The organism is Yoonia sp. 67-2 (genome assembly GCF_035117555.1).
GTDB lineage: Bacteria > Pseudomonadota > Alphaproteobacteria > Rhodobacterales > Rhodobacteraceae > Yoonia.
The window spans coordinates 478-26144 of record NZ_JAYKPK010000009.1; the positions used below are offsets into that span (position 1 = coordinate 478).

General features: G+C 54.5%; 1 protein-coding gene (running past one end of the window). It reads right to left on the reverse strand.

Going from position 1 to position 25667, the window contains the following annotated elements; translation table 11 throughout:
* Positions 1 to 25667: the 3' portion of a calcium-binding protein gene (locus tag VOY09_RS14255; RefSeq protein ID WP_323811288.1), read on the reverse strand. It continues 22027 nt past the right edge of the window; 25667 of the gene's 47694 nt are visible here — the last part of the coding sequence; its start codon lies beyond the right edge, outside the window; it ends in the stop codon at positions 1 to 3.

The following is a 25667-nucleotide window of genomic DNA, read 5'->3' on the forward strand; positions in this document are numbered from 1 at the left end:
CTATTTTGCCATAATAGCACCTCTCGAAAACGCCATCACACCAACGATCTCAGTCTGCGCAAAAGATAAGGGCGAGCTCTGTAAATGTAATCTTGTCGAAGAACCAAACCGGCTGAAACTGACTACAACCTTATCTGTGGAGTTCCTTGTCTGCGTGTCTGCTACCACAATCATATCGCTGAAGCCGGCAGGCACAGTCCATTGGCCAACGGCTCCACTCAAGACATTGAAGCTGTTTGCAACACCTGTCGCAGCACTTCCCCCTGATGACATTGCAATATAGCCGACTGTCTCAGCTGGTCGCGTATGAGAGCCGTGAAGGCTACCAGTCTCAAGCCTAGCATCGAAGCCATCCTTACTGATGTTGAGAGGATCACTATCTACAGGGCGTGTATCGTTACGTGACATCGTTGTGGCCACCACAACTGGGGTAGATGTGAAGTCAGCAGCAAAGTTAACCCTGCCAGATGTGTTAGTCGCTTGGACAGTGCCGGCTTCAATCAGCCGACCATCAGCTAGCTGATGTACCCCAGCCTTGATCGCCACCCACTGAATATCGATATTACTTAAGTTGAAAAGAGAGGCGTTCGTCCAGTTTTCAACCACAAAGGAAAAACCATTGGCATCACTTGATACAATCCTCAAAGAATATCTAGTACCATTCGCGTCAGCCCCCATCAGCGAGATAACGGCGTTCTGGATTGGCGCCGAATAGTTGACCCGAATTGGGTTGTTAATGTTGAACGAGCTTACACTAATAGTCCGGCTACCCGCCTGCCCGATCGCCTGAACACCTATCGTTTGTGCTGCTTGTGCTGCAGCATCAAGCTGCGAAGCCGTTACTAGGTTGGCATCACTAGTCCGGGTACCCTTCAACATACCAGCCTCAAAAGCTGCAAAACCTACTGTTTCACCCATAAAGCGGAATGTCTCAAAATCTAGAGATTGCTCTTCAGCAACAAACAGGTTGGCACCAGATGTAGTTTGCGAACGCAGCATCAATGTCTGCGAATCGGTTTCTGCCAGGGTCTGTGTATCAGCCACGATTACACTTTGCGTGAATGCCTGACCAAAGTTCACATTGGCACTGTTTTGAGTGACATTGTTGGTGAGTTGGACTGTACCCCCCGTGCTAAACGCGATGTAGCCAACGAGCTCTTGTGCGCGCGCTCCTTGGCGCGATTCTTCAACCTGAAGACGCACGTTAAACCCTGTTCTGGTGACATTGATTGGATCGCTATCGACGGATGTTGGGTCTAGGGAGGACATAACAGAGGTTATGACCACTGGCGCGTTTGTACCAAAGTTTGCAGCAAAGTTAACAGAACCACTCTGATGATCCGCAAGGACTGTGCCCGCTTCAATCACGCGACCGTCTGCTAGCGTATGGACACCGGCAGCTATCGCGACCCAGTTCACTGTAACAGACTGCCATCTTACAGCCGTCTGATACTCCCACTCTTCAACCATGAAGCTGAAACCAGTCGCATCTCGCGAGACGACACGAAGTGTATATGGCTGCGCACCTACAGCCACTGTGCCAGTCAAGACGATCACAGGATTTGACACGTCAGCACCAAAGTTTACCCGTATCGGCTTACCCACGTTACCTGCGCTGACTGTAAGCAGGCCAGCCTGGCCTATATCGTTTCCAACGCTGGTCTGGCTTGCTGCTTGGAGTTGTTCTGCCGTCACCCAAGCGGCACTGCCAGTTCGGGTACCTATCAAACTGCCTGTTTCAAATGCGGCAAAGCCAACCTGCTCACCCATAACTCGGAACTGCTCAAAATCAGCAGACTGATCCTCTTGGAGCCAGACGCGAACGGAAGATGCACTAGGCGTCCCAATCAGCATAGTCACCTGAGTTTCACTATCATTCCGGGTCTGAGTGTCTGCAACAACAACCGTATTTATGAATTCGCCACTATATTGCAGCGTCGAGATATTGTGCGTCACATTGCTGTGCGTGCCCACAGAACCACCTTGGGCAAAAGCAATATACCCAACCAGTTCCTGACCAAGCGATGAAGCATTGCGTGCCTCTTCAGTTTGGAGGCGGGCATTGAAGCCAGTGCGGGTCACATTGATCGGATCGCTATCGACCGATGTCGGATCAATCGAGGACATCACTGTAGTGATCACCACCGGCGCGGAAACAAAGTCTGCTGCAAAGTTAACAGACCCGGTATCTCGATCAGCAAGAACAGTGCCAGCCTCAATCACACGGCCATCTGCAAGAGTGTACACACCAGCTGCAACCGCAACCCAGTTGATAGTTACTACCTGCGAACGCAAGCTTGATTGGTACTCCCAGCCATCAATCACAAAACTAAAGCCAGTCGCATCCCGATCTACAATGCGTAATGTGTAGGTCTCGACACGCCAACCACTTGAACCTGTCAAAACAATAACAGCATTCTCAATACTCCCGCCAAACTCAATACGCTGCGGCTGACCCATCACTTGAGCAGGGTTCACACGAACAGAACCAGCATAACCGATAGAGCCACTATTTTGACTATTAGTTGGATGCCTTACTGCCTGGAGCTGTTCTGCCGTCACCCAAGCGGCACTGCCAGTTCGGGTACCTATCAAACTGCCTATTTCAAATGCGGCAAAGCCAACCTGCTCACCCATAACTCGGAACTGCTCAAAATCAGCAGACTGATCCTCTTGGAGCCAGACGCGAACGGAAGATGCACTAGGCGTCCCAATCAGCATAGTCACCTGAGTTTCACTATCATTCCGGGTCTGAGTGTCTGCAACAACAACCGTATTTATGAATTCGCCACTATATTGCAGCGTCGAGATATTGTGCGTCACATTGCTGTGCGTGCCCACAGAACCACCTTGGGCAAAAGCAATATACCCAACCAGTTCCTGACCAAGCGATGAAGCATTGCGTGCCTCTTCAGTTTGGAGGCGGGCATTGAAGCCAGTGCGGGTCACATTGATCGGATCGCTATCGACCGATGTCGGATCAATCGAGGACATCACTGTAGTGATCACCACCGGCGCAGAAACAAAGTCTGCTGCAAAGTTAACAGACCCGGTATCTCGATCAGCAAGAACAGTGCCAGCCTCAATCACACGGCCATCTGCAAGAGTGTACACACCAGCTGCAACCGCAACCCAGTTGATAGTTACTACCTGCGAACGCAAGCTTGATTGGTACTCCCAGCCATCAACCACAAAACTAAAGCCAGTCGCATCCCGATCTACAATGCGTAATGTGTAGGTCTCGACACGCCAACCACTTGAACCTGTCAAAACAATAACAGCATTCTCAATATTCCCGCCAAACTCAATACGCTGCGGCTGACCCATCACTTGAGCAGGGTTCACACGAACAGAACCAGCATAACCAATAGAGGCGTTCTGAACCGGATCAGTCGGTGTCTGCCCACCATCCCCTGGCGTCCCACCATTCTCCACAGAGCGATCAGGCACCAATCCAGAACGCAACCAGACACCACCACGATCATCAATATAAGCGTAGCCACCAGAACCAGCCTGACTGCTCTCAATATCAATCAGTCTTGTCGCCCCTGAGCTCACAGGACGGTTGAACGGTGTCGAGGTCTCAAACCCACCTGTCCCCTGGTTGTAGAGATAGACAGGTGTCGCACCGGCAGTGGAAACGCTTTGCGAAGCACGCAGGTTAACCGTCGCTGCAGTTCCCTCGAAACCAGCTGCAGCCAGAACAGGCGCTCTGCGATCAGCAGAGCCAACAAGAAACGCCAGATCCTGGTTCTGCCGCGCAATCACACTGTGCGCGCCCGTCTCGTTGTAACGCTGTGGTGTGGCAGGCTGGCCATAAAGAATATCACCGATATTCTGCCGCACCATCAGCTCATGCGACCCACCGGTCCCGAAGAGACGGTTGATCTCGCCGGTGGAGGTCTGTGCTTCAGCGATCTCGATCGCACGGCGGATGACATGGGCTGCCTGCCCTGTGCCACCAGTCACCGTTGCAAATGCCCCACCCGCGATCTCGCGTTTGATCGTGGCATGGCCTGCGGCCATCACTGTGCCCGCAACTGTGTTGGGGTTCAGAGGATCACCATTGCCGGCAATCAGCATATTCGAACCAGCGCGGGCTGCCGGTGAGGGCTGCGCTGGTGCAAAGGGATTGCTTGTATCTGTGGACACCAGGTTTTTCAGGTGCCCGCCATAGAGGGACGAGCTGCCACCGACCACATCATTCTGACCAAGACCTGCAATCACAGTGTCGTTGCCTGGGCCGGCCTCGATGTAATTCGAGCCAGCGACCGCAGGGATCGCCCCTACGCCTGGGCGGACCAGCACAAGATCGGACTGACCACCGCTCTGCGCAGTCGAGGTCGCATAGAGGAATTCACGTCCTCCGTTAATATCGCGGTACATCAGCACCCCGAAGTCATTTGCTGTCTTGTCACCCCAAAGCCGCCAGCCTGAGCCATTTCCAGCATCAAGATAGGCATAGACATCGGCACCACGCAGCACGGACGGATTGACCCCTGCACGTGTATCAAAAGCACCAGCCTGGGTGAGCTGCAATGTCGCATCCCCAAGGATCAGATCATTGCCCTGACCACCAAAGAGCATGTCATCACCAGCCCCGCCTGCAATGATGTTAGACCCAAAGCGGCTCGCATCATGCGCCGGATCCATATGCAGCCTGATCTCGCGGATCAGTCTGCCTGTCGGATCAGCCTGGGCGGCTGCATTCGTGCCACCTGTCAGGATCAGTCTTGGATCTGTCTGCTGGGCCTTGACCCTGATCAGACCATGGCTGCCGATGACCACATCATTGCCAGCCCCTGCATCGATGATGTTATCCCCATCAGCCAGAGCAAGCCCTGTTGGGCTCAGCCTTGCGGCATCAATATAATGCCCGCCGATGATGTCATCATCGCCTGCCATACCCAGCAGCAGATCCGCACCCTGACCACCGATGATCAGATCACGGCCTGAGCCGCCATGGATCCGGTCATTGCCGCCCTGATTGGCGGCAGTCAGGATCGAGTGCAGACCCAGAGGCCCGCCCTCAACAGGCAGGAAGATCCCTGCCGTTGTGGCAGCCGCAAGACCATCAATGATCCCATGATCACCAAAGAGGATGTTCTGACCACCGGATGTGGTGATCCGGTCAGCGTCGTAACCACCAAGGATGATATCATCACCAGCACCTGTGGTGATGATATCTGCATCACCATTTATGGCCTCAAGCGAGATCAGCTGATCGATAACACCATTTGCGAAGAGCGCCCGCCCGAAATCACCAAAGATCCGGTTATTGCCACCCGTGGCGGTGATCGTATCTGCACCCTCGCCACCAAAGACCAGAGCACCAGCCGCCCCAAGCGTGATCGTGTCGCCGGCACCGCCAGTTTGCGAGACGGATTCCGAGCGTTGAATGATTCCAGCGCTGTTGAAGAGCAGGTCTGCCCCATCACCAAAGAGGATGCTGCCGGCCCCTGTCAGGCTTGCATTGATCTGATCGGCCCCTGCGCCACCCGCAATAATATTGCGGCCGGCAACTGTGGTGATCGTATCAGCTGCCCCACCTGTTGTGCTTGTCAGAGCTGTCGGGCGCGCGCCATTCCAGCCTGCAAACTGGGATGTGGTCACATGATCGCCAAAGACGATATTGTTGCCAGCCCCAGTGTTGATCGTATCTGTGCCTGCCAAATTCACAGCCTCGATACGCACCATACCAGTGATCCTGTCAAGCCGCAGAGCCCCATCACCCACGATCAGATCAGAGCTTGCGCCTCCGGTGATCGCATCATTGCCAGCGCCACCGACCAGCACAGAGCCAACGCCACCAGCAAAGATGGTATCATTGCCGGCCCCTGCGTCGACAAGCACATGTCCACCCGATTGTCCGCGCAGATCAATCAGATCAGACCCTGGTGTCTGGGCATTTGCATCGGGGAAGAGACCCGGCCCATCGGCCGAGAGGTTTGGATAGAGCGCATTGCCCCGCTCGGTATCACCGAAGAGCACCACGCCTTGCGTGCCAGAGATCTGGCCCACAGTCAGATGATCATTGCCGGCCCCGCCATGCACCACGGTCAGCGCACCGCGCGCGGTGGCGTCCGATGTGTCAGGCAGTGTCGCAATATCAAGGCGATCATTGCCGGATCCGAGGAAGATTTCTGTCGTCTCGAAGCCGCGGGCAAAAAGGCCGCTATCCTGACTTATCAGCCCTTCAGGCCGGTTCAGAGCAACACCCGCTGCCGGCATGTTCAGACCGCTCAGGCGCAGAAAGCTCTGCCCACCAAGTGTGGCCGCAGAAATCAGACCATTCAGAGAGGCTGTCGCAAGCTGGCTCTGCACCGAAAGACGATCAATCGCATTGTGATCCGTGCTGGCCGCTCTTGGCAGCACAAGCTGTCCGCGACCCGCCTCACCCGGCAGACCCAAAGCTCGGGTCACAGGATCCGCAGCCCCCGCACCACCCTGCAATCTCAGACCACCCAACAGAGTATCAAGCTTGCCTCTTGCCACAACCGGCTCGATTGCATTCTCGCTCAAAGAGCTCTGGCTGACCCCATCCGCCTTAGGATAAGCCGCAATCCAGGCTGCAAAACTCACCGGAGTCTGGCTGACCAGCTGAGGACCACCGATCACAATTGGAGAGATCCCGAAGGCGGGTTTGCCATGACCCACAAGACCAGAGACTGCCCCACCCAGAACAACATGATCCGAGCCGGTGCCGCCAAACACTTCAGTCAGGCTGCCCGCGCGTGTGGCATGCAGATTTATACTGTCATCCCCAGTACGCCCATCGATCACAATATGTTCTTCACTGCCCGAGAGGTTCACACTGCGACCCGCACCGCGGATCCTTGTCTCTTCAAGCAGGATCACATCCGCAAGCTCGGAGCCCTGAACAACAAGTCGGTCCACACCCGCGCCGGCCACGATATCCACCTCAGCATTAAGCGCATATTGTGTCGCCCCGGTGTTCGAAAGCCCGGTTGCAAAGCTGCGCAGGATGATTTCGTCATCGCCTGCCCCGGCTTCAAGTCTTACTCTGGCCGCATTGGCATTGACCTCAATGCGGTCATTGCCCGACCCGGTCCGGATCAATGTGGCATGGGCCACACCATTGCTGAGGCAGCCACCATTGACCTGCGTGGTCAGAACTCCACTCAGAGGACGCCCAGTCAAAAGATCAGTAGTCACAGCAGGGGCTGCGCCAAAGATCTGGCCAAGGATCACATGGTTATTGCCAGAGCCGGTCTCGACCAAAGTTGTGGTGGTCGTGTCGTCAAAGACCACAAGGTTGTCGCCCTCTCCTGTCTGGAGCAGAAGACCACCATTCTGGTTGCCATTATAGATGATCTGCTCGGCAGAGCCTGCAGTCTGGCCAGCAAGGAGGCTTTCTGGTGTGCCATGCAGCAGGGCTAGCAGACCAGCGCGCGACAAGAAGACATCATTCTGCACGGTGCCCTGCACCAACAGACGGTCAAGATTGGATGTCGTTGTTCCTGTATCCAGCACCTCGATCTTGTAATTGATCCCTGCGCCTGCCTGGCTGCCATGGGTCAGGATATTGACATTATCCGCTCCCGCACCGCCATCGATGACAAGACGGTCTGTTGCCAAGTGATTTGGCAGACGGATGATATCGATCTGATCATTGCCAGAGCCACCGAGGATCTTTGCATCCGCATTCAGACGCACAAGATCAAGCAGCAACATGTAATCAGCACCGCCACCAAGATCAAACCTTGCTGTTTTTGCCTGAATTGCTGTCTCGGCAATCCTGAGATCATCAATACCCTCGCCGGTGCGCATCTCCAAAAGCTCTGCCGCCTGTATCAGGCCACCATCGATATAGATCCTGTCATCGCCAGCACTAGTATCGATCACGATATCGCCTGCCGACGAGAACTCGCTGTCCAGAGTATCAATCAGATCATCCCCGGATCCGAGCTGGATCGTCAGACCCTCACGACCCGCACGCAGCAAGGCTGTATCAAGCAGGATACCTGTGCGGGTGTTGCCCGTATTACGGATCACCAGCGCTTTTGCGGCGATCAGGCTACCTGCAGCAATCAGCACATCCTCAGCGCCATCATCTGCCCCGAAATCAATGGTCAGATTGGCAAGTCTTGATTCAAAACCACCCGCATCAGCGATCTGGATCAGATCAGCGCCCGCCCCGGTTTGCACCAATGCATCACCGTTCAAAGCCACCATCATCGCGTTGATATTCAATGTGTCAGCACCGCTGCCAGTGCTGATGGTCAGGTTGCGTGTGGCCTCTGCCAGCGCATCCACGGTGATGATGGCAGAGCCTGCACCTGTATTGCTGATCAGAATATCCCGTCCAGCAAGGAGCTTATCCCTGAGGCTGAGTGTTGCCTCGCCAGAAGCAATCGAACCAAGATCAATCTTGATATCAAGAGTTTGCGCTGTTGCTTTCTTAAAGAGAGTAACCTTGTCGCGACCTGCAGTTGTCTCGATCAAGATCTCACTGCCAGCAAGCAGATCATCGCGCAGATTGATCTCATCATCGCCAGAGCCGGTGCGTACCAGGATGAATGTGCCCGCAGTGATCTTGCCTGTGACATCAACAAGCGCATTACCAAAGCCGGATTTGAGCAGGCTGACAGATGTCCCTGAAGAGATATCACCCAGAACCTTTATGGATTCATGCGGGCCAACACCTGAGGGCGTGCTGCTACCACCTGCCCCAAGATCAAGACGGACCAATCCTGTGGTTGATGTGACATCGCGGTCAACCCGGATGCTATCAAGCCCACCACCCATGCTGACGATCAGCGAATTTGCCGCCAGTGGCAGATCGGCTGAGCCTGCCAGCATGCTGCCAGTCACTCTGAAAGTGTCATTGCCAGTCCCGGTTTCGACCAGGATATTCCGCCCGGCTGTCATATCACCAAATGGCGCAGTACTTGGCAAAACACCGCCCTGAACCTTGATATCAGTCCCTAGGCTGCCGGAGGACCGCAGCGTGATATCCACACCGGCCGTCATATTGCCATCAATGATCTCAATACCCTGGCGCCCCAAAGTGCCACCAATCCCAAGATCCACCAGGATCGAGCCTGTCGTCGCAGTCATGTTGTTCTGCACTCTGGTCAGATCAGCACCCGCACCTGTCTGAATAGTCAGATTCCGGCCCGCAACGAGCGAGCGGCGGAAATCAAGAGTGTCATCGCCAGCGAGTGTGTTGATCACAATATCACGCCCGGCAAGAACCTGGCCATTCACATCGATCTTCACATCACCATCACCACTGGCGCGGATCAGAATATCGGTTCCCGCAAATATACCACCATCCTCAAGGATGAGGTTTTGTTCAGTGCTTGCTGTCCCAAGATCGACCAGCACATTGCCGCGCTCTGCATAAAGCGTATAGCTCTCTGCACCAAGGGCATCGGAGGCAGGCAGAGTGCCTCTGATATCTACCTGATCATTGCCCTCACCTGTCTGGATGATCAGATTACGGCCGGCTTTGACACCACCCTCAGTGATGATCGTATCATCGCCGCCACCCGTCCAGATGTTCAGATCCCGGCCGGCAACAAGGTTTCCATCAGTACCGGCCTGCATGACCAGGGCACCGGTGTTATCGGGATAGGCGGTGACCGGGGTCAACTGCCAGATCAGAGGATTGCTGATCAGATCAAGCTGGCTCAGACCCGCAAGATTGATCAATTGCGAGGATGCCCCTGAATAGGTGTAGATCACAGGCTGGCCATCAAACTGGAACCGCACGAGATCGCCCTGATTGACCGTCACAGGCTGGGAAGGATCAAGCTGGAGTGCTGAAAGCCGATCAAAAGCATCAATTTGCAGACCTGTTAGCAGCTTGGTCGAGGTTGTGCTCATCAAGAGCCTGTAGCCACCATCCTGAATCTCAGCCACTCTCAGGCCATCCTGCTGGTTGCTCCCACCAGGAGTGACCAGCACAAGGCGATCATTCACATTCAGTCTTGCATTGGCATCAAGCTTGCGCGCAATCACAACGTTGCTGGTGACATCGAACATAAACTCGCTGCGCAATGTCTGGGTGAATACGATCTGGCCAAAATCAGCCGAGATCTCGCGAACTACTCGCTCCTGAACAACACCATTCTGCGCGACCCTTATCGTATCACCAGCGCGTAGCCCCTTAAACAGCCCGGCCGTGCCGGTGATCGTTCCAAAGCCTGCATCATTGCGCAAAACAAGCGACTCGCTCAGCTGCGATGTGATCACCTGCGCCTGACCTGCATTGGCAACTGTGAGGCCAAACCCGGAACGGATCACATAAAGATCACGCTCGACCGCCTGATGCTGGGTCTGCGGCAGTTTGAGGATCCGCAGATCCCGCACTGTGGTGATATTGCCAGTCAAGGTGAATTGATCGTTCTGATCAAGATCATCCCCGAAATCAATAATCACATCCCCGCGTTGGACCGAGTGGCGGGTATCGCGCGCGTCATCAGCCTCATTGGGATCAATATCCTCAAGCCCAAGGACTGGCACAAGATACCCAAAGCTCTCGAGATCGCCATCGATATCAAGCAGGTCATTGCCCTCACCAAGGCGGATGAAGATATTGGCTGCCGACAGATCTGTGTCGATCGTCACGCTGTCATTGCCAGCAAAAGTATCCAGTATAAAATCACGCGCCAGCGTCAGACTGCCTGTGATTGTGACAGTATCATTGGCAATTCTGCTGGTGCTGATGATCAGATCACCCGCGGTGCGGATAGTCACATCTGCCCCTGTCCCGTTAGTCGTCGTCTCTGTGATCCCACGTGTGATCACAGAGCCCGCGATGGTGACATCACCCCCCCGCTGGTCATCAGTACTCAGGACATCATAATCAGTATTGATGATGATATCACGCAACGCATCCAGAGTAGCGCCAGATCGCAGCACGAAATGATCACCCGCATCAAAGCGAATAGAGCCCTGCTCTGAAGTGATCGTCACCCCCGCATTGACCGTGATAGTGTCGCCATTTGGATCAGCGCTATCATTGGCGATATAACGGATATCACCAGCAGCAGTGACCGAACTGCTGATCGTAACCGGAGAGGCTGCACTGACAATGACCTCGCCACCGGCAAACATACCTGCCGCAGCGGAATCTCCGAATGCCAGAACCTCAAGATCGCCAGAATTGGCAAGATAAGTGTTTTCTTCGGTAGATTTGCCCTGCAGTACCCCGATCCGGCTGAAGATAGGATTATCAATCTCACCAATATTATAGCGGGCAACAAGATAAGCACGGCCACCTGTGACATTGGAAATTCGCTCCCTATCAGCATCAAGACCGGCCGCGTTGAAGATCGAACCGTTCGATGCCGTGACAAAGGCAGTGCGGCCAATATCGTTGGGCTGGATGACCTGTTTTTGCACCGTGCCGGCGAGCGAGTTGATTGACAGGAAGGTCGCAAAATCAGCACCAGGCCGCTTTGCTGTCAATTGCACCGCGCCAAGACTGGTCGCAACTTCGGCCGCGATCTGCTCGGAAAGCGTCACATTGGCATTTATCAGCGTAGCGATCCGGCCTGCAATGTTCTGACGGGCAATCAGACTATCGCCCGCCACTGCGCCACCAACACTGTCTTGCAAATCCTCTTCGCGCACCCTGTAGCTGATGGCCACACCCTCAATGGTGACACTGATCACATCATTGATCGCCAGGATACCGCCAAGCACAAGGTTCTCGACCTGCGCGATCGGATCGCTGGCCGCGATGGTGAAGACATAGATATTGCCATCGCCGACACCATTGGAATCGACTTGCGTGATATAAGTGTCCTGGAAGCTCTGCGTGGTCAGCACACCAAGCTGGTTCCTTGCCATATCGATATCGAGATCGTTGCCAGCCTGGCCGATGAAGCCATTGACAGCACGCAATGTGATATTGTTGCCGTAGATATCAGCCCGCGGCAGGCTCGCTGTGGTTTCGGAGTTGCTGTAAGGGTCTTGCGGGTTTGCAAGATCAACGGCGTCCAGCAAGGACTCGCGCGCAGTCAGGGTGACATCGCCAGTCGCAAAAGCGGTGCGCAGATGCAGATCACCTGCCTGATAAACAACAATATTCTGCAATACCACAGAGCTGTGATCAATCTGCCCGTTGCCATCAGGGATCTCTTCCCCGGCAATCAGTGTCACCCAGCCACGACCAGCCGCAGAACCATCCCCTCTCGCTTCAATCTCAAACGGATTTGCATCACTGCCGATAGAGCCCAGCGCCCTCAGACGAATATCCGCCGCTTCGATGTTCACGAAATCAAGATTAATCGCATCAATGATGCTGCCATCGATTGCCCAGAGATCAACATCACTGCTCGAAGAGAAGACAGTGGCCACACGCATGTCGCCCTCGGTCTCACCCAACCAGATAGCCCCGCTGGCACGCGCCGTCATATCCGCATCATTCTCGGTTATATTGTACCAGACCCTTGCATCAGACGTGCCGATCTGACCTGTTGAGGCCTCAAACAGCACCGACCCGGCAGTGACCACATTAGGATCTGTCCCACCAGAACTGTTTAAAATATCACCAGAAGTTTTGAGCCGCACAGGGCCACCCGCCTCAACAAGGCCAAGATTGAGCGCAGTATCCTCGGATCCAAGGAAGACCTCGCCACCTGCAACCACGTTGATTTCGCCTGTCGCCTCAACGTTGAAATCGTCCCGCAGGATGACTTCGATGAATTTGACAGCAACAACGCTTCGCAACGCCACACCAATGGCATCCTCAGAGATCAGACCCTCAGGCTTTGTTGTCTCAATAGTCAGAACAGTACCATCATCACTGATCGCAGTGATAATATAGGCAGTATCCTCGCCATTGACGTTCTCTGAGGGCCTCAAAGCGTCCTGACTATTCTCAAATCCTTCCGTAACAGGGCTGAGGTTGGACAGCACAAGACGGTCGCCCACTTCAAAGGCGCTGAAATCATTCCCAGCAGTCCCGGTTGTGGTGATCGTACCGGTAAACTCACCTGTGCGCACAATATTGACCACACTGCTGGCGCTGTCTCCCAAAGGATTGAGAGAGACTGCCGCAAGAGTAACCGCAATATTAGCCTCAAGGGCCGATATCTGCTTGGACCCGTTGACGCTCACCACAATCCGATCTGCAGTCACAGATTCAATCGTGTAGAAAGCGGCCTCAGTGGCATTCGGTGTGCTGCCCTCGACCTGCAGAATATCGCCTGCAGCAAAGATCATATCCCAGTTTGCAGTCCCGCTCTGGCGCGTAATCGTGTTGCTTGCAGGGTCAAAGGAAACAGTCGCCGGGAGCTGGGCTGTGAGCAGGAAGTTGATGTCCGACCGTTCTGCCGCAGACAGCAAGATGCGGTTCTCTGTGCTGAGCTCCTCGCTCATATCGATGAGCACCGATCCAGAGGTAACACCCACATTGTCACGCACCTCGATGCGCAATGTCCCCGCAGAAATATTTGGGTCCTCAATGGTTGTGCGGGTATCTGTAACCGGCTGCAGAAGTCCAATGCCATAACCATAAAGCAGCTCGTCAGGCGTCCAGATCTTGATAGAGGCCTCGATCCTGTCGATCTCGCGTTGTGTCAGAGATTCAACGAAGTTCGTGTTGAACTCATCAAGTGTGAACAGCTCGATTGTGCCAGCATTGCTGGTAGGGCTGCCTGGATCATCAGTCCCATTGATACCCAGCAGTTCATCCTGACTGAAGGCGACCGACCAGCGGCCATCACTCGCTGCCTTGACCTCGCGGTTTGTCCCCGACCAGCTGATGGTCACCAACTGACCCGCTGTCGCCAACCCTGAAACTGTGCCGTAAGTGGCCTCAGCATAGCGTGCATTCAGCGTGCGGAACTGTTCAGCGCGCGTTGTGCGCAGCACCAAAAGCTGGGCCTCTGCCTCAGCGTCTGCCTGCCCATCTGTAAGGGCATTATCAAGTACCAGAGCACGCGCCTTATAGAAGGCCAACAGAGCAGACTGCTCATCAGCATCGATGACAAATGCGGCATCATCGCCCCCCATGACAGCCTGGAAGGCTGCATCATCGTGCAGACCACGCCAGCGCCAATAGGTCTGGTATTCCCTTGTCTTGGCCGATTGCAGCGCAGTCTTCGCATCTGCAACCTTATCATTTGCCCCGGTGTCTGCAGTGAGTTCCATGTCCGTCCAGACAGAACCCAGCAGCTCTTCAATCGCGCGGGTGTCAACAATGGAGCGGTCATTGCTGTCAATGATACTGCCGTTCGGCACATAAATGGCCACATCCGCGATGGACTGGAAGTCTCCTCCAGGGGTGTCACCACCATCAATACGGTTCACCCGCAGATCGCCCGAGATTTCACGGATATGGGCGGCAGTCACAGCCTGAACAGTCAGATGATCCTCGGCGCGTATCCCAGCGGTATCAATCTGGAGGATATTGTCAGCTGTACCGACAGAACCGCGCCCAGAGATCAGAGTGATATCAGCCCCAATCACTGCGGCAGCGAGTGCTGGATTGGCGGAGAAGATATCATCTTGGGCGGAGAGTTTCACCGATCCGCGATACCCGCTCACAGTATTTTCCGAGATGACACGGCCGACCGGTAGATCACCTTTGGCCTGTGCGATATTGATCTTGCCACCTGTGGTGCTGGCATCAAGGCGCGCATCAGCCACTTGGGTGAGATTGACCGGAAGTGCGACACTATCAGTGCCGATCCGACCACCGGCTGTCAGCGAGATGACCTTCCCCCCCACAGAGGCAGTCGTGATCTCTTCTGTATCCCCAAGATCAACCTGAGAGGTAAGGCTTGCCTTGGCAGTGATATCTCTCTGGGTCATCAGCGTTGTGGTGCCAAGATCGTTAAGGATCTGGCCATCTATCAGAATACTGGAAGACCCAGCATTTACAGTGACTTCACCAGCTGTGTTGTGGAGGAAATCGATCTGGATCATCCGGTCTGCAGCGATTGAATGCGAATGGGTCACAAACCGCCCAATGGTGCGTTCATACTGGTAGGTATAGGTCTTCTTGCCGTACCAGGAGGAACGGACATTGTAATAGGTCTGCTTCCAGTCGGTCGCACTCGTGATAACGACGTCACGGGTATAGGTGTAGAGATCATTCCCTGATTCCGAAACATTGGCAAATTCGTCACTTGGCAGAATGATATTTCCACCGGACACACCACCCACACCGTCCACATTACGCGTGTAGAAATAGTTGGAATCTTCGATCAGATCACGGCTCAGCACCTGAGTGACTGGCGGCACCGGAATATTCTGAGTGCCCAGATCGATGATACCAAGCCAGCCCTTTTCCTGCCAACGCGCTGTCTCACGGGTGCGAGAGGACTCCCCGATTGACCATGCATAGCGCTGGTTGGCGAGAGGCTGATATTCCGTTGTTGTAATATCACCCGGCCTGCTTATTGCTACGCCAGTGATGCGGTTAGCAACCGAGATATCAACAGTACCATCCGCCTCTTTGGTGTAGATGGTGATCAGGTTGCGGCCCTTGTCCTCAATGTAGATCAGCCCATCACCACGGGTATTCACATCAAGTGTTTCGAGCTTCAGCACCACATCAGGCAAAGCCATGTTGTTGATGATGGTGATTTCCGGATAGGCGGCATGCGAGACAAGCCTTCCCTTGCCGGTATTGACGATATGACCGGTCAGAGAGATTGTCCCACCCTTGGGACGCATCGCCTTGATGATCAGTGCGCGCTCCTGCTTGCTGTACTGGGCGGTGAAATCATCATTCGAGAGTTCAATATTAGTGAAGTTTCTACCCGAGTTTATCGCCTGCTGGATCTGATTTTGCTCACTCGCGCCAAGCACCAGATCAAAGTCCTTTTTCCCCGCCTGGATCAGCCCGTTCACATTAATATATTCAGCATCGATCGTGATCCGGTCTGCCAACAGGTTTGGTGCATCAGGATTTATGCTGAGTGTATTGACCCAATTCTGGACAGCTGTGGTCGAGGTCGGTGCGGCACCCATTGAGTTTCTCAACAAGGTACTATTGGCCAGGAAAATCCCAACAGGATCACCACCCACATGCTCCATCAACACCCCGAGAATGTTGATCGCATTTTTCGCCTGGATGAAAATCTCGCGCGCCTGGATCTGACCAAGAATAGAGACCGAGCCCCCTCTGGAGGGGTTCAGGATGTCAAGCCTTGCCGTAGGCGCAATGATATTACCAGTGATATTGATGTTCTGGCTCGGCGGCAGGAAGCCAGTATTTGGATCAACAAACAGGTTGATATTGGCCACTGATATCCGGATTTCGGGGTTAGCCTCAGTGGCGCTGATTGTGTCTGCTGAGAAGTTCAGGCCGACAAAGCGGTTATCCTGATCTTTGGTACCAAGATTATCGTCCTCACTATAGGTCTGGTTGTTGCGGTTCACATTGCGCGTGTTCTCTTCGCGGATGAGCAGTCGCGCATCCTCAGAGGCATCGGCATCTGCCGTGATATCAACACCGTTGAAATAGACCCCACCATTGAAGGTCGGGATACTCAGACCTGTGATCTCAAGCTGCGCATAAGTATTGTTTTGGATCTCAATCCGCGCATCCTTGGGGGTGTTGAACAGGCCGCCACCAGTGAGATAATCGGACAGAATCCGCACGCGACCTGCCTGGGCATTGGTAGGCTCGACAACCACCATATCTGCCTCAGGCAGACTTGGGATAATCGTGTCTCCACGGCGCTCAGCAAGCCCCATATCGAGCAGTTCCTGCTCCAGACGCGCTATCTGGTTGCGATAGAATGTCTCAAGGTCGGCATTACCAGAGCCATCATAAAGCGCCAGCTTTTCACGCGCTTTCTCAATCTCTTCAAACTGAGGAGCAAGAATGCCTGCACGGATCACCGTGAAACCAATATCACCTGTTGACTTGCGGCCTTTCGCATCTACCGCGTCCATATCCTCAACGATATTTCCATATTCGTCGACCTTCAGGATCAGAGTCTTGAAACGCTTCTGACCAGTCACAATCTGGCCCTCGTTGCGCACCTCTGCAAAGAGCACAGCACGCCGTTCACCGTTTCCTGAGCCCACATTGCCGCCGCCCAAGGCATTGGCAACACCAGAGGTCCAGTTAGTGGCCTTGGCCACACCCTCAACCCCGACATCGCCCCAGCCATCCGCATTGATATCAATGTTGCTGTCACCTGTCAGGCTGGCACCAGACTTGATATGCACAAGGTTGGTCGCCTCATAGAGCGCGACTGTCTTGAGATCAGAGATCGGAATGACAGAACCGGCAAAATTATCGACCCGCGACTCAAAGTTTTGGTCCGGCAGGTTCAAGAACCGGTCAACACCGGCACTAAGGAACATATTGCCAGCGGCCCGAACATTTGCACCTGTTTCAAACAATATCTCATGGGTTGGGGTGACATAGGTACGCGCTGCACCCAGAGCCACTGTCGCTGCCCCAAAGGTCTCTGAATAAGATTGCAGATATGTGTTGCCGCGCCCTGACGCCTCAAACTCCAGAATACCATGGCTGTCTATTTTCGCCCCGGCTTCTACAATAACTCTGGCATCAAGTGTGTTGGCTTCAAACCGACCGTAAGCCCCGGCGCCTGAGAATGCGCCCCCGGTGACCAGTTTTACCTTATCAGAATAATCGAGAATATTGCGCACTTTGGCAATGAGATCACCCGCGATCCGCGTAATAGCCCCATTTGCAGCAGTGATCTGGTAGCCAGTGGTTTGCACATCAGAATTCACGCCAAAGCGCATCTTTGTGTCGAAGCTGACAATTGTGTTGATATTGGCGCTGGCACCGGAAACAAGGCCACCAGTCTTACCATCCACCGAGCCACCACCATCAAGGCGCGATGTCAGGTTCGCATCAATCCGCCCAGCAGTGATCTTGGCGTAATCACCGAACGCACCCTCAACAGTACCGTTGATCTCATGGCGCATGGATGCACCAGCCCCAGCGATGGCACCAAAGGAGCTTGTCGAAATTTTGCCATCGGGTTGAGAGGTATAAATTGCCGTGATCGTCAGATCACCCTGAACAGTGATATTGGCACGGTTCGCAGTAGATGTGCCATCCAGCGCACCAGCGAAGACCGAACCAGCAGACTCAGTGCGTCCCGCAGCAGCCGCTCCGGCAGCCAGACCATAAGCACCGGCAAGGATGTCCAGATCATTAGCATCGATCGCCACAGCAGAGATGTTCATCGAGCCAGCGCTGGTGACAGTCACCCCGGCTTCGATCTCACCTTTCACATCGGCGGTTGAGCTTACTGTGGCATCTGTTGCGCCAACACCAATCAGGCCACCAGCCACACCCACGGAATTTGCGCGCTGACGACTATCAGAGCTCGCATTCAAAGTGAGTGCGCCACGCACCGCAAGAGTTGCTCCACCGGTCAGGGCAGCGCGTACCACGCTGGAATTGAAGAGCTGTGCATTTGTCGACTGCACCCCAAGCAGGATGCCTCCACCAGATGCGCGTGAGACAGCTTCTGCCAGAAGATTGCCATCGGAAGGCGCAGAGACTGCATCAACGGAAAGAGCACCGAGGTTATAGGTCCCGGATCCCCCAACAAGTGCAGATACAACTGTGCTGGTATCGACCCTTGCGGAGTTCGCACCCACCCCAGCTGTCGTGCCGACAGTCATACCCTTAGCCGATGCCCGGCTGGTGCCGGTCCGATCGGCCAAGACAGAGACTGTACCACTTGTCGCAGTCACATTGGCGCCCGTAATCTGCGCCCTGATTATGCCGCCAGCGTCGATATCGGCGACACCACCGCCACCTGCGATCGCAAAGAAGCCAGCGGCGATGGAATTGACCTCAATGTCTGCATCAAGGCTGGCATCCGATACCGCCTCAATATTGGCATCCCCGGCAAGGCTGATCACGCCCCCTGAGATCAAAGCCTCGCGTAGGCCCTGATCAGAAATATAGGCGCGCGCACCACCGCCCGAAGCAGCGAACCCGATACCAGTTGCAGCAATCGAGGAGGCCTCGGCCGTCACATTGATGTCGCGTGTATCTTCGGTCTTAACGTTAAGATCACGTGTATTGATATTGCTGTTCTGGACCACAGCACGCAGACCACCGGTAATGATCGCCTCAGCCAAAGATACAGCAACAGACACCGAGCCACCAATACCAAGAACCGCCGCTACAGAGGTTGATTGAACATGAACATCGACCGAACTTGTATCTTGGGCCGTGACCGACACGTCGCCAACAGGGGCAGTAATAGTGCTATTGGTGACAATGCTTTCGACATAATGACCCAAGAGATTGATCGCTGTCGCGCCTGTACCGGCACCAGCACCCCCACCAAGACCTGCAAAGGCAGCAACAGCCATTGCTGACACCTCGGCCTTAATCGAGGCGTTCATCCGCGCATCAATCGTGATATTGGCTCCACCAGCCTCACCGCTTGCAAGATCAACCCAGTTGGCCGCAGTGGCAAAATCAATCGCGCGCAGATCGACACCAGTCTGATTGGCACCAATATATTGGTAAACCTCGCCATTGCTGTCACGCACGAACAGCCCTGTCTGGATGTCATAACTCGTGCCAGCAGGTGCCAGATAATTAATCTCTGTATCGAACCCAGCCCCGGGTGCAGCCTGGGTGATTTCCTGCCAGCCAGCTCCAGGCGCAAGATTGACGGTAATCACATCCGGCGCCTGATATTGGCGTAAAAGAACCATGCCATTTGTCTCGATGGCAAGGATCGTGCCATCTTTCCAGTTCGTGCTCTCGCCATCCGGAACATTGCCCCAGATCACCTCTGCATCTCCCAGACCAAAGACATAATCTGTATTTACCGGTCTTGTGAGATTACCCATTCGCTCAAAATACCGCGCATTATCGCCGGAACCGAGCTGGACATACTTTCCTTTTGCAACATCGACTGTGCCCGTGACAGGAGCGGTGAGAATGTCGCTCTTCAGCACCACATCATCGGTGACATCGACCCAGACGATCTGGCCAGTTTCAAGTGGCTGAAGATATGTCTGGTTGCTGACAAAGCTGGCATCAATCGTGACGGCCGAGACACCAGTGTAGCGATAGTAACGTTCTTGGCCATTGACATTGAACAGAACCACATCAAGCGGATCTGCTGTTTCGCTGCCACTCAGTGCCGTCGCATCAATGAAGCTTGTCGCACTGGTATCAACGACAAATACACCGTAGCGCTCAAGCCAACCAAGTTCTGCACCCTCACCAAGGCTCTCGGCAACACCGCGGAAGTAAGAACTCGATCCTGGTACATTCACCTGGTCTGCACCGACATAGCGCAGATAGTTGCCCCCAGTGGAGAGGAAGGGAGAGGTGACCTGAATATAATCACCAGTCTCCAGGTCAAACGTAGCATTGAGATCAGTCTGTACACCCTGCTGACGTTCCCAGAGTGCCTGGGCCGGCACGAAACCGCCCTCCACAAGCCCCAGAGCATAATCGCTGTTGGCGCTGATAGCGGCCCCGCTGACATTCCGGAAGACAAGGAACCCGCCCGCCTGAGCACCCGTCTGGGCATAAAGCATGACACCATCATCTGCGATCGAACGCGAATTGCTACCCAAGGCGATACCGGAACGGAAGGAAATGGTCTTGTCTGCAATCTGATCAGCAATCAGCACCCAGTCAGCCTCAGAGGCAAGCCCAGTACTGATAACACCCCAATCAAGTGGTGGAGGCGCAGGCTGCGGATCGACTGGCGCGCCCGTTTCGGGATCCATTACAATTTCGGGCTCTGGCATGAAGCTCCGGAAGAATGCCTCGTTTATTGCAACTGAACCAGTACCATCAAACACAAGATAAGCAGTACCAGAACTGCCATCCGGGATCGCAATAACCGAGCCTTGCGACGCATTCCCCAGACCATTCAGCGTGCCTGTGGCATCAATGAACCGCCCAGCAACACTGTCATTGATGACAAAGAGGCTGTCTGCCGTACCGTAGTTAAAGCTGTAATCGACAAGTTGCCAGTCCGCCTCTTGGTCCAGAGGCAGCGCAGACTGCAAGCCGCCGTAGTAATTAGCACTGCGGGAGAAGCTGGCAGTATCAACGCCAGTATAGCGGAAAAATTGCTCGCCAACTTTGATATAATCACCAAGCTGCAGCGCAATCGTACCAACCGGATCAGTGATGATTGTCTTGTTCGAGCCGGAGATGTCGGCAAGAGTCGCGTTAAGCCAATTGCCTCCCTGCGTAACACTGACCGCAGAAATACCGGCAGCATCGATCGCACTGGCACCCAGATACAAGTAATACTCTGAACCAATCCGCAGCACATCACCCTTGTTCAGAGTTGTATTGCTGCCTGCCGGGATGGCAGCCTCAAACTGGCTCGCGCTCAGCACCACACTCCAAAGTTCAGGTTCAGCTACCGCGGCGCTTTGCGCTTCTGGCTTGGAATATTTGTAGTAGCGACCATTGTCTTCTACCAGCAGGCCGGTGAGCAATTCAGTCACATCCTCGGGCGCAAGCATGGTGATGACACCATTTAAATTTTGCCCGACCTGGAACCAATCAGCGTTACCTGCAGGGTTGAAGCCAGCCATGTCAATGAGACCGCCATCAGGCCCAAGATACTGGAAAAGACGGCCATCCTCGGTCTGCGCATAGGTTCCGTTTTGAACCGGCTGAAGATCGCTTTCCAATGTGAGCGAAAAATTCCCTGTGGTGAGACCTGCATTGGTCACATCGGTGAAAGCACCAGCCTTAAGACCATCACTGCGCTGTCCGAGACGGTTTTCTGCGCGGCCCACACCGACTGAAACACCTGCGCCAGCCAATCCAGCCCCTAAGGAGGCTGCAGCAGAAATCACCTTTGCATCAATACTTGTCGTCGCCTCTGCACTAATATCGATCGTGTTTGCTGCATCGAGATTCATGTTTGATGCACGCGCCATAGTCCGCGTACCAACGATATTCTCAATACTTGCACCTGCACCGCTGATCGCGACACCAACAAGTCCACCAGCCGCAGAAAGCGCTGCTGCTGCACCTCTTGCCCGGATGGAGGCATTGTCGACTGCCCTGACAGAGAGAGAGCTGCCAAAGGCCGCTACACTGCCACGTCCAGAGCCGGTATCTCCACCATTTGGTGCGCGCGAAATTTCCGCAGTGGTCTCACTTGTGATCTCATTTTGCGACAGTGTCACTGCGACTGAAATCGCCGCGGCTTTCAGACCTGCCGATATTGCAAAGGCCACCGCGTTTGCAGTGCTGTCAATGACGGAAAGATCCTCTGCAAGCACAGAGATCGTGCCCATAGCGATATCCGTATTGGCGCCGGATATTCTGGCTGTCGTTTCACCAGCAATTCGGTTGATTGCCTCAACACCTGCACCAGCCCCGGACACACCCACAAGACCCGCAGCAACCGCAGCAGAACCGGCAAAGACCGTGGCATTGATCAGTCTGGAGCTGTCAGCCAGCACCGACAGAGAGACGTTTGAGTTGGTAGGCGTGGAGATGCGTGCATCATGCAACTCAGCCAGTGTCTGACCACGGCCGGACAGGGCTCTTCCAGAGGCATCATATCCGATATAGTTGCGCGATATTGCACTGCCGATCGATACCCCGACCCCGGTTGCGCCCACACCCACGGAGAGTGCAGCAGTGACAATCACAGCATTGATCCGAGACAAAGAGCGTGCCTCAACCACAACTGGTCCGGAAACGACCCAATCACCACTCGCATGGGTACCACGCACTGCGGCAACGGTATTGCTGTTGATCGCATTGACAGAATAAGCCCCTGCCCCGGCAAGAGCCACACCAACCAGACCACCACCAACCGCAACACTAGCAGCAACGCTGACCGCGGAAATGGTTGCCTGGGCTGCTTTTATCTGTCCCCCATCAAGTCGCAGGGTCCATTGCGAACCGGTGCCAAGATCAACAAGTGACCAGGATTGGCCTGCCTCGATGATCGTAATCTGCAGCGGACCAACGACAGTCGCACCAGAAGACACGAGCCGTTGCCGCAATTCTGCGATGATCTCGGCGTCGTCATCAATATCTGATTGGACCGCTGTTTCTGTCTCATTGGCGCCAGTGGTGTCAGTCCTTGAGGCATCATCAAGATGCTCAGCTGTCAGGCCAGCGTCAAGCGTGCTTTCGGGAAAATTAGCCCCCGTCAACGCCTTGATCGCAACATCTCCACTGGTCACCAAACGGCTTGTCTCAACCAAAGCCCCAATATCATTGGCGACCTCATTGACTGAAACAGCCGACGCGACCGCAATGCCAACACCCACAACACCCACACCAGCAGCAAGAGAAGCTGCAGCAGTATAGGCTTTGATCGTGCTCAAATCATTCGCAAGAACGTTCACATTGATCGCTGAAACATCTGATCCACGAATGATGGATTGTGCCGTTATTGCAATCCGGTTGGTATTTGAGACCCCGACACCAGCAACACCAACACCCACAGCACCGCCTGCGAGCGCCACAGCGGCTGCCACAGTCGTTGAGTTAATATCATTGCTGCTTTGTGCCTGAACTCTGACATCGCGTGCGGCGGTGATCTCAGAGTTCTCGATTCTTGCCTCGAGTAGCATCCCGGAGCGCTCTGTCGACACCAGGCGCCATAGGCTGGCATTGCTGAAATCCAGCCAGTCCAGCCGCAGCTTCCCACCCGCGCTGATGCGCAACACTTCATCTTCGCCCTCAGTATCAAGAGCCAATGTCCAGCTATGGCTACCATCTGTGACTGTGCCCACTCCATTGCTTACGGAACCAGTCAGGTTGCCCTGAACCTCCTGACCTGCCTGGATCAGAAGATCGCGCAAAACCGCAAGATCGCCGTTCTTTGCGGCAATGAAACGATCATCACTTTCAACGACAATCCCAAGGCCATTCGCATTCAGAGGCGTCGTGCCAATATACTCATAAACAGCCGCAGCATTCCCAAAGGCATCACGCACCAAAACCGTATTGCCAGAATTGATCTGATTTGGACGGCCTGACTGGTTGAATGTCGTAGAAACTGAACCGGAAACCGGCGCATAGCCAATCTCGTTGCGGGCCACGCCAACCCCAACCCCAGCGGCACCACCGCCACCAACACCGGCCGACACTGCAAGTGAGGCGGTTACCAAGACTGCATCTATCTTCGCCGTCGACTCCGCCTCGACAATCACATCGCGCGCCGACACCACGTTGAAGCCGATAATCCGTGCAGCCGCAGAGACTGCACCACCCAGAATACGGTTGGTTGCGCTCGCACCGGCACCCGAGAAAGCAACGCCAAATGTGGAGGCAGAAATTGACACCGAGCTGGCAGTCGCAACTGCGAATATCCGTGCCAGATCCTGGGCCCGCACAACCACATCACCCGAACCTGTCGTCCTGATCTGACCAAGCCCATTGCCCGTGCTGGCAATCTCGGCAATCGTACTGCTCGAGATCTCATTTTGAGCCACATTCACGGCAAGAGAGATCGCTACTCCAAAAATACTACCAGCCACGCTCAGCGCGGCTGCTGTTGCCACGGCATCAATCTCAGACCGTCCATCCGCTGTTACGAGGACCGATCCTGCCGCAATATCACTGCTTGCACCCAAAATGGCTGCCCTTGTGTGCATCCCGATGCGGTTTTCGACGCCAACACCAGAACCAGCAACAGCGACACCGACAGCGCCCCCTACCAGTCCTGCCGAGCCTGAAAATACCACAGCTTTGATCGACTGTGCTGTCTCAGCATTCACGCTCACAGAGCCGCTAGACAGGCGGATTGCACTGTCCTCGATCTCGGCACGCACAAGACCCTCAGCGGATGCGAGATCCCCACCAATCCGGTTCAGCGCAGTAGAAGAGCCAAGAGCAACACCCACATTCGGGCCAACCCCGATGGCAGCTGCCAGCGATGTGCTCAGAACAGTTGAGACAATTTGCGAGGCATTGAGCGCTTCAACCCGCACATTGCCCTGAGACACAGAGCTGGCAGGAGTAATTCCCTCAACCACAGCATTGCGCAAAGCAGCTTGCGTGGAAGATGTCACATTGTTGATCGAAACAGCACCCGCACCCGACACTGCGAGACCAATGCCTGAGGCATTGATTGCCACGGATGCTGCTTGCGTGATTGCAAAAATGTTAGGCCGGCCTGCTGTAAGAACACCGCCCTCAGAGCCCAATTGCCAGGTCTGATTGGCTGCATCGACCACAAGCCAACTACGGCCTGAGTCGAGGATCTGCACACGCAATTCTCCAGCAACCGTCTCACCCCGACCGATAAGCGCTGCGCGAAGTGCTGCGAGTGTATCCATACCAAGCTGACGCGCTGCCTTGAAACCAACAACAGTCCCAGTCGCATCAAGTTCGGCCTCAACACGCCAGACATGATCACCGTCGCGAACCTCCCAGATCTGACCAAGTTTAATTGCTGTCTGACTGAAATCCTCTATGGCTGCTGCTGCTGACCCTGCCGCTAGCAGAGCAGACCGGAACTGACTAAGATTAAGGAGACCTGTGCCCGCATCAGCGGTGAAATCAGACCCTTCAAATTCCAGCAGCTCAACCCTGCTAGCCTCATCAAGCGCTTCTGGGTTGAGACCAAGCGATCCAGAGAGATCCACACTGCCCGGTGTTGCATTGGACAGCGCACGCACCCTCAGTGCATCACCGCTTAGACCATCAAGCGCAATCCTTGATCCGGTTTCTTCACCGTCTACAAGGGCAACAACATCTGTATCAACAC